Origin of the sequence: Enterococcus sp. DIV0086, assembly GCF_050498705.1 — a bacterium.
In the GTDB taxonomy this organism is placed as follows: domain Bacteria; phylum Bacillota; class Bacilli; order Lactobacillales; family Enterococcaceae; genus Enterococcus; species Enterococcus faecalis.
On sequence record NZ_JBNIDN010000001.1, the window covers coordinates 2,549,936 to 2,564,253 of the forward strand.

Consider the following 14,318-nt stretch of genomic DNA (forward strand, 5'->3'; position numbering starts at 1 on the left):
CTAAAAGAGAAATAAAGGTTTGAAAGGATGAGGTTTTTTTATGGATATTTCAGTAATTGATGCAACAAAAGTTAACACAGAAACAGGGCTTCACATTGGTGAGAGCAATGCCCCTGTCAAAATGATAGAATTTATCAATGTTCGCTGTCCTTATTGCAGAAAATGGTTTGAAGAGTCTGAGGAACTGTTAGCACAATCTGTCAAAAGTGGTAAAGTTGAACGTATCATTAAGTTGTTTGATAAAGAAAAAGAAAGTTTACAACGCGGCAATGTGATGCATCACTACATTGACTATTCAGCGCCTGAACAAGCACTGTCAGCATTGCATAAAATGTTTGCTACGCAAGATGAATGGGGAAACTTAACCTTAGAAGAAGTAGCGACGTATGCTGAAAAAAATCTGGGCTTAAAAGAACAAAAAGATGCAACGCTTGTTTCCGCAGTGATTGCTGAAGCCAATGCGGCGCACATTCAATTTGTACCAACGATCATCATTGGTGAGCATATCTTTGACGAAAGTGTCACTGAAGAAGAATTACGTGGATACATTGAAAAATAAAAAAAATGGAAACAGCGACAGTCGCTGTTTCCATTTTTTTATTTTTAATTTAAGGCGCTACTATTTTCCATTACTTCATCGATTAAACCATATTCTTTTGCTTGTTCGGCAGTCATATAGTTATCACGATCGGTATCACGTTCAATCACTTCAATTGGTTGGCCAGTTCGTTCAGCTAAAATTGAATTTAAACGTTGACGAGTGTCTAAAATGTGACGAGCAGCAATTTCAATTTCTGTTGCTTGCCCTTGAGCGCCACCAAGTGGTTGGTGAATCATGATTTCCGCATTTGGTAAAGCGAAACGTTTGCCTTTTTGACCAGCTGTTAATAAGAAGCTACCCATTGAAGCCGCCATTCCTAATACGATCGTTTGGACATCCGCTTTAACGAAATTCATGGTATCGAAAATCGCTAAACCTGCAGAAACGCTGCCACCAGGAGAGTTAATGTACAAGTAAATGTCTTTTTCTGAATCTTGGGCATCTAAGAATAATAACTGTGCAATCACTGAGTTTGCCACATTATCATCGATAGGGCCGCTTAGCATAATGATACGGTCTTTTAATAAACGAGAGTAAATGTCATAAGCACGTTCACCGCGAGATGATTGTTCAATAACTGTTGGAATTAAATTCATAAGTAAATCCTCCTATATAAAGAAACTTTTAAAGTCATTCTATCACAAAGTACTTTGAATGCCTATGAAAAGTATACCTCTTTGGTCAATAAAGGTCAACGAAGTCGCTTGAAAAATTTTGTGTCATTTTTTATCCGAAACTTTTGGATTATGTTATACTAAAATGGAAAATTAGAAAAGAGCGAGGGGAAAAATATGTTTGTTTTTATCGCCGGAATGGTCGGTGTAATCGTCGGTGCGCTAATAGTCACAGCAAGTGCCGCCTTACATTCATCTTACAAAGAGCGAAAAGAAGTACGTTATCGTGAACTAGAACATTTGGTTAAAGAAATTGAATCATTGAATTTATTAAATAAAAAAGTCAAAGAAATTTTACAAAAGCGTGAATTATATATAGACAGATCAATTGAATACTTATCGATGGATGATTGTTTCATCAGCATCGATGATTTTATTTATTTGGAATCATTTTCTGCTCAAAATAATTTTTACTTACCGACGTACTTAATTGAAGAATTTTTCAAAAAAATTGCGCATCGTAAAGTCATTTTGACGGCCAGCGAAGTTGCTGAAATGGGTGGTCACACCTATAAAGGCGGCCGTGTTATTTTAGAAAATTTTTCAGACGAGATTTTAGCAATTATTGAAGATAAAAAACGTAAAATGCAGCGTTTGTCTAACGAACCACTTCATTATTTTAAAGCGATTAAATAAAAAAAGAACCAGCGTACCCGCTAATTTTTTGGGGTATCTGGTTCTTTTTCTTGTTGTTCCATATCGGTCATAGTGTCTTCAATTTCTTTATGTAAGAAATAAGAAATAACTGTACGGATGATCACCAAGGTTGCCAATTTCAAAATATCTTGAAAAGTTGGTTTGACAATGGATTCAATAATATCAGCAGCAATTAAAATTTCTAAACTTAACAGAATGTAGCTACCAAGGAAGTTTTTGATGAACGTATTCATTTTGGTTAAGGTAAAGCGGCTTTGATTTTGTCGTTCACTTTTAATGAAATCTTTTCCTGCTAAACAAACACCCCAAACTAAAACAATAATCGAAAAAACATTCAGTCCTAAAATACATAGCTCAAAAAGTGGGGTTAAAAGCGTCATTAACTGATGGGGCCACTCATTCATCGTATTCACTCCTACCAAAAAGCCTTTTCTTTAACTATAACGAAACGGCTGACTAACGTCAAATATTGTTGAAATAAACGGGATAAACTATTCAGCGTATAGAAAAAAACTAAGAAAATTATGAATAGCATCTAACAATTAAGTAAAAGGACTGTAAAGGTTCTTTTACTTTTTTTGTGTAAAAAAAGAGTCTTAAAAGGAATAAAGTAGCAAAAAGTAAGTGAAAACCAACTTTGTCAGTGGATAGTCTTTTCATTAATTTTTAAAAGACAAATTTTACGTTTTCAAGAGCCGAATACTGCCAAGTTTTAGCCTATAAAGGTGATAGAATCAGAAATTGAGTAAGAGATGTGTCACAAAAACAAGGGGACACATCGACTTGATGAAAGATTTAAGGAGCTGTAGTTGAAGTAAAGAGAAGCAAGTGTCCCAAACACTAGCGAAAGAAAATAGGGAGGATTAAAATGTTTAAGAAAGCAACGAAATTATTATCGACAATGGTGATTGTCGCTGGAACAGTTGTGGGAAATTTCAGTCCCACATTGGCTTTAGCCGAAGGAGTGGTTAAAGCAGGAGATACAGAAGGAATGACCAATACGGTGAAAGTGAAAGATGACAGTCTAGCTGATTGTAAACGGATATTGGAAGGACAAGCTGCTTTCCCAGTTCAAGCGGGTGAAACGGAACCGGTTGATTTAGTGGTTGTTGAAGATGCCAGTGGTAGTTTTTCAGATAATTTTCCACATGTAAGACAAGCGATTGATGAAGTGGTTCAAGGATTATCTGATCAAGACCGCGTGATGCTGGCTTCGTATCGTGGCGGAAAACAATTTATGTTTCCTGATGGAAAGACAAAAATTAATTCAGCTGATTATGATATGAATGTGCGCGTCAATACGCAATTGACTTATGATAAAAGCCAATTTGTCTCTGGTTTTGGAGACGTTCGGACGTATGGTGGTACGCCAACCGCCCCAGGATTGAAACTCGCTTTAGATACGTACAATCAAACATACGGAGATTTAACGAATCGAAAAACGTATTTCCTATTAGTGACAGATGGGGTCGCTAATACACGTTTAGATGGTTACTTGCATAAAACCAATACCAATGATTCAATCAATGAATATCCAGATCCAAGACATCCTCTTCAAGTCTCAGTGGAATATAGTAATGACTACCAAGGTGCAGCAGCAGAAGTTTTAGCGTTAAACCAAGAAATTACTAACCAAGGCTATGAAATGATTAATGCGTATTGGGAAAGTGTTGAATCTTTAAGTTCAGTGAATTCATACTTTGATAAATATAAAACAGAAGTGGGTCCTTTTGTAAAACAAGAGTTGCAACAAGGATCTAGCACACCAGAAGATTTTATTACAAGCCAATCTATTGATGATTTTACAACCCAATTAAAACAAATTGTCAAAGATCGTCTGGCGCAATCGACACCAGCAACAGCTTCATTAACGATTGCCAATCAATTTGATATTCAATCGGCGACCGCTACGGACGATGCTGGAAATGATGTGCCTGTTCAAATTAACGGACAAACCATTTCAGCAACTAGTACAGAAGGTTACGTAGGAAACATCACGATTCACTACGAAGTCAAAGAAAATACAGCGATTGATGCAGCAACCCTTGTAAGTAGTGGGACAATGAATCAAGGAACAATTGCTAAGGAATTTCCAGAAGCGACGATTCCTAAAAATGACAATGCGCATGCGTGTGACGTGACGCCAGAAGATCCAACGATTACAAAAGATATCGAAAATCAAGAGCACTTAGATTTAACCAATCGTGAAGATAGTTTCGATTGGCATGTCAAAACAGCTTTCGGTAACGAAACAAGCACGTGGACCCAAGCTAGCATGGTAGATGACATTAATAAAGTGTTAGACATTGCAGACGTGAAAGTTACTGATGAAAATGGTAAAGATGTTACAGCCAACGGCATAGTAACGCAAGAAAATAACAAAGTAACCTTTACTATGAACAAAAAAGATGACAGCTACTCATACTTAGCTGGACATACCTATACCATGACCATTACAACCAAAATTAAAGCTGACGCAACGGATGAAGAATTAGCGCCTTATATTGAACAAGGTGGCATTCCCAACCAAGCCGACTTAAACTTTGGCAACGAAGGTGACGTGTTACATTCCAACAAACCAACTGTAACACCGCCTGCACCAACGCCAGAAGATCCAAAAAAACCTAAACCTAAACAACCGTTAAAACCGAAGAAACCGTTGACGCCTACAAATCATCAAGCACCAACGAACCCAGTCAATTTTGGAAAATCAGCAAGTAAAGGAATTCATTTACCAATGACTAATACAACAGTAAATCCACTTTACATGATCGCAGGTTTAATTGTCCTTATAGTGGCTATTAGCTTTGGCATAACAAAAAATAAAAAAAGAAAAAATTAAACAAACTAAAAAGGAAGAAAAAACATGAATAAAAAAATTTCGTTCAGTCTGTTAATTTTGTTACTTAGTTTGTTGGTAGGTTTTACATTTATTCCGCATAAAAAGGAATTAAGTTTCAATGAGTATCAAGAAAAAAAACACTCTGGCGAAACATTTTATGTTGTTTTAAAAAAGAAAAACTGTTCAGATTGTCAGGATTTCGAGAAACTATTGCAAGCACCTAAACAGGTTTACTATGTAGAATTAACCAACAAAGAGACCATGAAGGAATGGTCAACATTTATCCGAGAAAATAAAGTTTTACATGTGCCATCTATGTTTAAAATAGATAACGGCCATCTCAAGAAAATTGATGGAGAAGGAGATGCGAATCAATTATTCGCAAACTATCAAAAAATAACGAAGTAAAAAGAATAAAAAGACAAGCCAAGTTTCCTAAATAAAGGAAACTTGGCTTGTCTTTTTCTAGTAATAGTCGTTTATTAAATAACATGTGAAATGTTTTACAAATACATTTTAGTTTGATAAAATAAACACGAACATATGAATTTGTTTTCATTTGTTTTGGGAGGAGGAACGAATGATTGAATTGATTTTACTTTTGTCGGTGATTCTTTTAGGTTTATTGATTGGAAATAAAAGAGTTGATAAGTGGCTTTTTCTTAAGGCATTACTTTTGTTTTCTGTTATGCTAAGTGTGAGCATCTTAATTTCGGTAGCTATGTATTTATTATTAACAATAGGCGTTGCAAACGTAATAGGGCAGCGGTTAGAGTCGTTATTTCTTTTAGGGATAGTCGTTATCATCAGTACGAGTCTTTTGTTATATTTTTTATTGAATTTAACGACGAAAAAAATTGTTTTACCCATCGCTTTAATGAAAATAATTGAATATTATATTCAATGGGTATTGATTTATGTTACTATTTATCAAGTGATTTTTGATCAGTTTATTGTTTCTTCAGAAGTAAAAAATACGTTACAAGGAACTATTGATGAGCCAGTCGCAATCATTATTGTTATTTTGCCATCATTTATTTCAATTTGGATTGCCGTTGTTTTATTTAGGATTCGTATGGAAGAACTTTAATCAGATACTTTTAGAATGGAGGAGTTTGTATGTCTGCTTGGCAAACATTTAAAAATGGAACAAGGCAATTTTTTAAAGACATCTTGCAGTACTTATGGTTATTTTTTACTTTAAATGTCTTATTATTATTGGTGGGTGGGGCTTTTAGTTGGGCTACTTCCAACGCACTAAAAACTCAAGGTATTCCTTATCTTTCGTTTAATAACCTGAATTTACTGTTAGAAAAGCCGCTTGCTCTGGTTTTATTAATTCTCTTGTTGTTACTTTTTTTAGGTGCAGTTTTTTATCAGTTTACCTTTTTATTATTAGGGATTTTTCAAATACGGCAAGACCATCGCTTTCATTTTAAAGGAGTTACCAAGGCATCTTTTAAGGTTCTTAAAAAGCAAGGTGCCCGTTCGTGGTTATTCTTTTTCGGTTATTTTGTTGTCATTGTCCCTTTTGGTAACCTGATTTTCCAAAGTAATCTATTGACGAAATTTGTGATTCCAGATTTTATTGTTGAATTTTTGTCCCAACGAATTCCTTACTTGGTTGGGTTACTGGCCTTTGGGTTATTAGTCTGGTATTTAGCTATTCGTTTCATTTACACGCTTCCATTAATGATTCTGGAGAGAAAAAAAGCGGGCGAGGCAGTTAAGGCTAGTTGGTCAATGACAAACAAACGATTATGGTTCATTATTCGTAATATTGCATTTGTGACGATCGCGGTATTTGTTTCAACGTATGTTATTTATGTGTTACTTTATCTTCTACAGTTGAAGTTAGATACCTTGAGCGATATCATTAGCTTACTAGGTGGTATTTTAAATTTAACCGTTGTCCAATTTTTACAGTTTGTCTCTAATGCTTGGCTTTCAGTATTACTGATTAATTTCTTATATACACAATTAAATGTTCAAGCAGAAACGACGACAAAAGTTGCCTTTGACAAAGAAACGAAACGTAATAAATTAGTGACTATCGGAATGGGCCTAGGACTATTCACCATTTTTGGCGGCTATATAATTTTCAACGCTGTTTACTTAACAGGGCTATTAGAATCAAAACCTTTGATTATTTCGCATCGAGGGGTCACCAATAGTAATGGCGTACAAAATACTATTCCTGCTATGGAAAGAACCATTAAATTTAAACCAGATTATATTGAAATTGATGTTCAAGAAACCAAAGACCATCAATTTGTTGTGATGCATGATGCAAACCTTCAAGAACTCGCCGGCGTTGATGGCACGCCGCAAGAATTTACGTTGGCTGAATTAACAAAAATGACCGTTAAAGAAAATGGCCAAGAAGCACCAATTGCCAGTTTTGATGATTATTTAGCGAAAGCAAACCAAGCCAAACAAAAATTACTAGTAGAAATTAAAACGTCTAAACAAGATAGTCAAGGTGCGCTATCTAACTTTATTGAAAAATATGAACGTCCTTTGATAAAGAATAACCATCAGGTTCAATCTCTCGACTACAATGTGATCAAAGCGTTTAAAAAAGCCAAATCAAAAGTAAAAGTTAGTTTTATTTTGCCCTATAATTTCACTTTTCCAGAAACACAAGCTGATTTGTATACAATGGAAGCTACCACGTTGAACGATACCTTCATTTTAAAAGCTGACCAACAGAAAAAAGCAGTTTATGCTTGGACAGTTAATGACTCAGAGGTATTAAGTAAAATGCTCTTTATGGACGTTGCTGGAGTGATTACCGATGATTTGGAGTTAGTCAATGAAGAAGTCAATGACTTTGAAAAAAATCCGTCGTATGCGGATCGTATTTTGCATTATATTTTTATGCTACCAAGTGTGGCTTCTCAATAAAAAATGAAGAAGAGGGTTAAACGAAATGAAAAAAGAATTTTCGCGAGTACTTCTTAAAAATCAATCAGATGAAATTCTTATCTTAAAAGATCGGCCAGACACTTGGAATTTCCCTGGCGGAAAACAAGAACTTGGTGAATCAGCGCTGGAATGTGCGATTCGTGAAATGAAAGAAGAGTTAGCAGTGGAAATTACTGAACTTGAAGAAATTTTTACTGGACCACTCGTTTTTGATTCAATCGTTTGGCAAGGACATTTTTATTTTGCTAAACAAGCCCAAGGAAAAGTTACCCTGAACGAACCAAATAAAATTAAAGGCGTACAATTTATTAAGCGGTTTGAGGAAGTAAATTTTTCACCAGGATTAGCTCCGCTATTTGATTATTTAGCGCGTAGTGATTATTTAAAGTTAAACAAAACTAACTGGAAATAGAAAGAGTAGGAGTGTCTTTTACTAGGGCTTTGTCAAGCGCATCTTTGATTATTTTAGAAAGTCCAAGGAAAAGTCGTGGGCATTGTTTATTCCTAATAAATATGTTATAGTAATTAAGTAATCAATTTTGATAAGTAATTTGAGTTATATATTTAAAAACTATACTTCTCCTTTTGCCACTCAACATTTTTTGCAATAACTTGCATATTTTTATGCACTAGGAGGAAATATATATGAACAACGGTACAGTAAAATGGTTTAACGCAGACAAAGGTTTTGGATTTATTACAGGTGAAGATGGCAATGATGTATTTGCACATTTTTCAGCTATTCAATCAGATGGATTTAAAACTTTAGACGAAGGCCAAGCAGTAACTTTTGATACTGAAGAAGGTCCACGCGGCTTACAAGCAACGAACATCGTAAAAGCTTAATAATGAATGAAAACGGACCACGTGTTGGTCCGTTTTTTTGATAGCTGTTGTCTGATATCGCCATTAATTACATAGCAAAACAAAGCAGAGGCCATTTAAAGGAGGAGAATCTGAAGATGACCTTAACTGAGCTGTTACTTGTAAGTGGATTATTTTGGCTAGTAATCATAATTGGTGTGATTGCTGGTAGCATATTTCTAATTAAGTATTTTAGAGGTCGGAGCTGAACGGTTCTGTTCCCGCCAATTATAAGGTTTTAAGCCTGGGACAAAAATCCAAAGTGATTTTTGCCCTAGGTTCTTTATTTAATTAGGGTATTAAGTTTTAGGTAAAATAATTAACAAATTAAAAGCAATTTACTATATAATCAGAAAGGGATCTTTAAGAGAGAAGCAGGTGTTTGCTTGTCGCAATACTTTGTTTAGCAGATAGAAAAAGGAAACGTTATGCGTTACAATAGGAACGGAGGAATTTTAACCTTATTGGATTTGTAGCTGAAGCAGAACAAATGTTGTCGCGTTAAGTGCGATTGAGCTTGCCACAAGCAACATTTGAAAAAACTACGGATAGAAAAATCATTCCTAAACAAGAAAAAACACTCTTTAGATGAATAAAGAGTGTCCAGAAACGTTGATAAATCAACATATTTAAATAACGCGCCCTGAGGGAATCGAACCCCCGTCTCAAGAACCGGAATCTTACGTGATATCCACTACACTAAGGGCGCGGCACGAATACTAGTTTAGCTGATATTGACAAAAATTACAAGAGGGAGGACGAAAATAATGAAATTTGAGCAACGAATGTCCCAACAACAAAAACAAGTCCAGAAGTTGGCCATGACTCAACAGCTTCAACAATCCATTCAAATTTTACAATTTAATACGGAAGAACTCGCTGCCTTTGTTGAAGCGAAAGCACTAGAGAATCCATTAATTGATTTACAAGTAGATACGCAGTACACCACAGATTTTCCGATAACTAGTCGTTCTTACACCAACCAAGACGAAGAAAATAATTATATGAATCAAATTCCAGACTATCATTTATCATTATTTGAGTCTTTAATTGATCAAATTCATTTGAATTACCGCGATACATACTTGCGAACATTGGTATTGTTTTTAGTAGAATATATAGACGTGAATGGTTATTTAACGATTTCGTTAGAAGAAGCGGCAGAGAAAACCGAAGCAAGCGCCATTCAAATGCTAGATGCATTAACTTTGTTACAACAGCTAGATCCAGCAGGTGTGGGGGCACGCAATTTACAAGAATGCTTGATGCTACAAACAGAACGAGACGATACCGCGCCTAATTTAGCGTATATTTTATTGGAGGAAGAGTTTGATGCCTTAGTGAGTCGTAAGTGGGGCCCGTTAGCTAAAAAATTCGGGATTGAATTAGCAGAAATTCAATTGATTTTTGATTATATACAAACGTTATCGCCAGCGCCAGGGAATATTTTTGATGCGACCGAGGAATTGTATATTCGACCAGATTTAACTGTCCGAATCAAGGAAAATCGAATAGTGGTGATTTCAAACAAAGCTGGTCGACCAACATTAAATTTTCAAGAAAATTATTTCAAACGAATGCAAGAGACTGACGACAAAGAAGTCCAAGAATATATTAAGGATAAGAAAAACGAATTTGAATGGTTAGAGCGCGCAGTGAATCAGCGGGGGGATACAATTTTACGTGTAGGGCAAGAAATTGTGCGCCGTCAAGAAGCCTTCTTTTTAGAAGCAGATCGGCCATTAAAACCAATGACTTTAAAAGAAATTGCGGATGCTTTGTCTATTCATGAATCGACAGTTAGTCGTGCGGTCAATGGAAAATATCTAGAAACCACGTTTGGCGTCTTTGAATTGCGCTCATTCTTCTCCACAAGTATTCTTTCATCAGAAGAAGATGGTGAGGATGTCTCAACAACGATGGTTAAAAAGCAACTACAAAAATTAATTGATCAAGAAGTAAAAAGTAAACCGTTATCTGATCAAAAATTAGTCGAGCGATTAAAAGATTCAGGCATGGAAATATCCCGGCGAACGGTAGCAAAATATCGTGAAGCCTTAGGGATTCCATCTTCATCTAAACGAAAACGATATGAGTAAACAACCAAAGCTTATGAGTGATTTTCATAAGCTTTGGTTGTTTTTTTGTGTTTTAAAAAATGTTGGTTTTTTGAATTGTAAAAAAAGCCTAAAGGAGGCAAAGTTTGCTTGCCATTTCCTAGGAAAAAACGTATATTAAAGTTACTTGCTTCTTTAAATAAAGGAAAAGAATAATTTTATAGAAAAGTTGGAAAGCACAAATGAATCAGACAGCAAATAGCAAGAAAAAACGCTATATTACAGGTTTTGATGGCATTCGGACGATCGCTGTAATTGGCGTGATTTTGTATCACCTTTTTCCCCAAGTCATGCGAGGTGGCTACTTAGGTGTTCCGATTTTCTTTGTTGTTTCAGGTTATCTTATTAACGACTTGTTGCGGCAAGAATGGGCAGAAAATCAGACCATTGATTTAAAAGGATTTTATGTGCGAAGGATGAAACGGCTGTATCCAGCATTAATTGTGATGCTTTTAAGTGCAGTTAGTTATATTACACTCTTTCAGCAGGATTTATTAAACAATATTCGCAGCGTTGTCGCTAGTAGTGTTTTTTATTACAACAACTGGTGGCAAATTTTTAAAGGGTTTTCTTATTTTGATGGATTTGCGACACAATCGCCATTTGTACATATTTGGTCATTGGCAGTTGAAGCGCAAAATTATTTAATTTGGCCATTACTTTTTATTCTTCTGGAACGCTTTGTTCGTAAGCGCGGTCGAATTTTCAGTTTAGTTTTAATCGGCGCTTTAATTTCGGTGACGCTGATGGCCGTTTTATATGTTCCTGGCGCAGATCCTACACGTGTCTATTATGGAACAGACACACGTGTTTTTTCTATTTTACTAGGTAGTGCATTGGCGTATGTTTGGCCAAGCACACGTTTGAAAGAAGAAATTCCAGAAGCCTCTAAAAAAATCTTAAATGGTGCTGGTTTAAGTGCCTTAGTTCTTTTAGTGTTAGCCTTTTTAACATTATCAGATCATACAAATTTTGTTTATTACGGCGGCATGTTTTTAATTAGTTTGGCAGCCACTGTCTTAGTGGCCGTCACTGCACATCCAGGGGCAGATATGAATCGTTGGTTAACGAATCCAGTCTTTACGTGGATAGGTAAACGGAGTTATGGCATTTACTTGTATCAATTCCCAATCATGATTTTTTATGAGGCCAAAATTAAGACCTTATCGGACCATGTTTTTCTACATTCATTGGTTGAAATAGCATTAATTTTAGTCGTGAGCGAATTGTCTTATCGTTTTATCGAACATCCACTGACACGATTGTCTTATAAGGATGTTTGGACTCAATTCACTGAGTTCTTACGGAAACCGTGGGACCTTCGTGAAAAAGGGACAATGGCCTTTATGACAGTGATTAGCGTGATTGCAGTATTCGGTTTAATTGTGGCTCCAGCAAATGCTAAAAGTGCGCAACAAGAGCAACTAGAAAAAAATATTGCGAAAAATCAGCAAAAAATTGAAGAACGTAAAAAAGAAGTCCAAGAAAGTGGCACGAAAAATAGTAGCACGTCCACAGAAAGTAGTACAAAACCGAGTGAAAGCCAAGACGTTCTACCCACACAACTCACACCAGAGCAAGTAAAAAAAGCGCAGAATTTAGAAATCACAACTATTGGTGATTCTGTTGTTCTAGATGGTGCTAGCGGGTTACAAGATATTTTCCCTAAAATGATTATCGATGGGGAAGTGGGCCGTCAATTGTATAGTAGCATTTCACTAATTGGTGAACTAGACAAAAAGAAAATGCTCAAAGATACTGTTTTAGTGAGTTTAGGTACGAATGGTCCTTTTACAGAGGCACAATTTGATGAATTTATGAAAGCGTTAGGTAATCGAAAAGTTTATTGGATTAATGTTCGCGTCCCAACTAGAAGATGGCAAAATCAAGTGAATAGTTTACTTAGTCAAATGGACAAAAAATACGATAACTTAACGGTCATTGACTGGTTTAATTATAGTAACGCCCATGATGATTGGTTTTATGATGACCGAGTTCATCCAAATGTGGCAGGTGGCGAGCAATATACACACTTTATCGCGGAGAAAATTTTACAGTAGCAAGAAACTTCCAGCTCAGATGAAAGGGGCTGGAAGTTTTTTGTTGCAGATAAAGAAATCGTTTACAAAATATGGTGTTTACGTTACGATAAATAAATAATCATCGTTTTTATAGGAGGTAGATAATGAGAGAAAATCGGAGTGAAAACAGCGAAATTTATGCTGAAGATATTAGTTTTTTCTACAAAAAAAATTATTTTGTTTTGGAAGATATTAATTGGAAAATCGAAAAAGGACAATGTTGGGGGATTCTCGGGCACAACGGTGCGGGAAAAACGACACTAAGTTATTTAGTTTTAGGCTTGCTGAAGCCGAGCAAAGGTGTAGTACATAATTATATAAAAAAAGTAGAATATCTTCCGGAAATGGGTGGTTTCTATGAACGACTGACAGTCAGAGAAAATATACTTTTTAAATTGGAGCTGTCGGGGGAAAAACAAAAGTCAAAAAAATTGACACAAGTGTTAAAAGAATTTGGATTAATAGACTATGAGTTTAAACGTGTAGATAAATTGTCACAGGGATTAAAAAAAAGAGTTGCTTTAGCAATGCTTTTTTTAAGAGAGAGTGAAGCTTATTATTTTGACGAACCTACGAATGCTTTAGATCCAGAAATGAAAAAGAAGTTACGACAATTAATTATTCATTTAAAAGAAGCAGGAAAAATCATTTTAATTAATAGTCATGATTTAGCTTTCGTTGAAGAAATATGTACTAATTTTTTAATATTAAATAATGGAAAAGTCTGCTTCAATGAGCCAAATATAGGAGTCAATTTAGAAGAAATCTATTTGGAAAAAGTAGGTGAACGCCATGAATAAAGAATTTTTTTATGAAATCCAAGTAGTGATTAAACGTGAGTTTCTGGAATTAAAAAGTCATCTTTGGAAATATTTCGGCTTAATGCTTTATTTGATTTTTTTTACAGTTTTCATTAGTAAAAGCGGCGGTTCAGAAGGAATTGTTTTGCCAAATGAAGCTAACTTATTTTCCAGCTTTACTTTGGCCGGTAGCTTTGCTGCTATGTTTATCATGAGTACAATGCTTCAAGAAAAAAAGCAAATGACCTTACCTTTATTACTTCTGTCTTCTGTCAGTATAACTAGGGTAGTTATTGGAAAAATAGTGGTTGCTGTAATGATTAGTGTACCTTTTCAAGTGTTTCAACTACTTATTAGTTTTGTTATTTTAAATAACCAACAGAGTCCATATCTTTATCTATTGGCACCACAGAACGTAGTTACTTTACCTTTTATTACTTACCTGTTAGGAAGTTTAGTTCTATTGCTTTCGGTAATTATCAAAGATAAAAAGGTGGCAGAGTATCTTTCTGTTTTTTGTTCGCTGACTTTAGGTGGCATTCTCGCAAGTGCCTATATTTTATTCAATGTACAGTTTTCTTTAGTAAAGATTTTACTTTATTTTCTGTTTTTAATAAGTTGTAGTATTTTGCTAACTATTGCAACAAGTAAGATAGTTAAAAATTCGCTATTCTTTATTGAATAGTGTGATAGAAATTTATAATAGGTTAATGATTTTCTTGAAAACCTAAGCTTTTTTTTTAGATATCTGGTA

Annotated in this window: 14 protein-coding genes and 1 tRNA gene; 12 read left to right on the top strand and 3 right to left on the bottom strand. The window is 35.1% G+C overall.

The features are described from left to right. The first annotated feature begins 40 nt into the window (after positions 1-40). The gene (locus IGI63_RS12350) at positions 41-559 is read left to right on the top strand and encodes a DsbA family protein (protein ID WP_002361283.1); all 519 of its coding nucleotides are present in this window, start codon (positions 41-43) and stop codon (positions 557-559) included. 44 nt (positions 560-603) lie between these two features. On the opposite strand, the gene clpP is transcribed toward IGI63_RS12350, so the two are convergent. Further along, a complete protein-coding gene (clpP, locus tag IGI63_RS12355) occupies positions 604-1,197 on the bottom strand; it encodes an ATP-dependent Clp endopeptidase proteolytic subunit ClpP (RefSeq protein WP_002355633.1) in 594 nt (197 codons plus the stop codon). A gap of 195 nt (positions 1,198-1,392) precedes the next feature. Between clpP and IGI63_RS12360 the strand changes: the two genes are divergently transcribed. Next, positions 1,393-1,911: a hypothetical protein gene (locus IGI63_RS12360; RefSeq protein WP_002355635.1), complete on the top strand. Its 519-nt coding sequence runs from the start codon at positions 1,393-1,395 to the stop codon at positions 1,909-1,911. A gap of 20 nt (positions 1,912-1,931) precedes the next feature. Here IGI63_RS12360 and IGI63_RS12365 read toward each other — a convergent pair whose 3' ends face one another. After that, on the bottom strand, positions 1,932-2,336 hold the full coding sequence (locus IGI63_RS12365) for a DUF1622 domain-containing protein (protein ID WP_002383026.1): 405 nt from the start codon (positions 2,334-2,336) through the stop codon (positions 1,932-1,934). A gap of 464 nt (positions 2,337-2,800) precedes the next feature. On the opposite strand from IGI63_RS12365, the gene IGI63_RS12370 reads away from it, so the two are divergent. The 6 genes from IGI63_RS12370 to IGI63_RS12395 all read left to right on the top strand — a co-directional run bounded on the left by IGI63_RS12370 (position 2,801) and on the right by IGI63_RS12395 (position 8,548). After that, positions 2,801-4,774 carry an isopeptide-forming domain-containing fimbrial protein gene (locus IGI63_RS12370; protein WP_429975868.1) on the top strand — a complete coding sequence of 658 codons (1,974 nt, stop codon included), beginning with the start codon at positions 2,801-2,803 and terminating at the stop codon, positions 4,772-4,774. Positions 4,775-4,798: 24 nt separating this feature from the next. Beyond that, positions 4,799-5,182, top strand: a complete 384-nt coding sequence (locus IGI63_RS12375; protein ID WP_002358745.1) for a bacteriocin — start codon at positions 4,799-4,801, stop codon at positions 5,180-5,182. A gap of 172 nt (positions 5,183-5,354) precedes the next feature. Continuing rightward, the gene (locus IGI63_RS12380; protein ID WP_002358746.1) at positions 5,355-5,864 is read left to right on the top strand and encodes an SA1002 family membrane protein; all 510 of its coding nucleotides are present in this window, start codon (positions 5,355-5,357) and stop codon (positions 5,862-5,864) included. 29 nt (positions 5,865-5,893) lie between these two features. After that, the gene (locus IGI63_RS12385; protein ID WP_429975869.1) at positions 5,894-7,681 is read left to right on the top strand and encodes a glycerophosphoryl diester phosphodiesterase membrane domain-containing protein; all 1,788 of its coding nucleotides are present in this window, start codon (positions 5,894-5,896) and stop codon (positions 7,679-7,681) included. A 25-nt stretch (positions 7,682-7,706) separates the two neighbouring features. Further along, the gene (locus IGI63_RS12390; RefSeq protein WP_002361287.1) at positions 7,707-8,114 is read left to right on the top strand and encodes an NUDIX hydrolase; all 408 of its coding nucleotides are present in this window, start codon (positions 7,707-7,709) and stop codon (positions 8,112-8,114) included. Between the two features lie 233 nt (positions 8,115-8,347). Next, positions 8,348-8,548: a cold-shock protein gene (locus IGI63_RS12395; protein ID WP_002355647.1), complete on the top strand. Its 201-nt coding sequence runs from the start codon at positions 8,348-8,350 to the stop codon at positions 8,546-8,548. A 655-nt stretch (positions 8,549-9,203) separates the two neighbouring features. Here the strand turns inward: IGI63_RS12395 and IGI63_RS12400 are convergent. Further along, positions 9,204-9,275 (bottom strand) — tRNA-Arg (locus IGI63_RS12400). A gap of 58 nt (positions 9,276-9,333) precedes the next feature. On the opposite strand from IGI63_RS12400, the gene rpoN reads away from it, so the two are divergent. The 4 genes from rpoN (at position 9,334) to IGI63_RS12420 (ending at position 14,249) form a co-directional block, all read left to right on the top strand. Continuing rightward, the gene (rpoN, locus tag IGI63_RS12405; RefSeq protein WP_280211421.1) at positions 9,334-10,665 is read left to right on the top strand and encodes an RNA polymerase factor sigma-54; all 1,332 of its coding nucleotides are present in this window, start codon (positions 9,334-9,336) and stop codon (positions 10,663-10,665) included. 200 nt (positions 10,666-10,865) lie between these two features. Further along, positions 10,866-12,743, top strand: coding sequence for an acyltransferase family protein (locus IGI63_RS12410; protein WP_429975870.1), 1,878 nt, complete (start codon positions 10,866-10,868; stop codon positions 12,741-12,743). 125 nt (positions 12,744-12,868) lie between these two features. Then, a complete protein-coding gene (locus IGI63_RS12415; RefSeq protein WP_429975871.1) occupies positions 12,869-13,564 on the top strand; it encodes an ABC transporter ATP-binding protein in 696 nt (231 codons plus the stop codon). Next, positions 13,557-14,249, top strand: a complete 693-nt coding sequence (locus tag IGI63_RS12420) for a hypothetical protein (RefSeq protein WP_429975872.1) — start codon at positions 13,557-13,559, stop codon at positions 14,247-14,249. The genes IGI63_RS12415 and IGI63_RS12420 overlap by 8 nt, the downstream gene beginning before the upstream one ends. Positions 14,250-14,318: the final 69 nt, after the last annotated feature.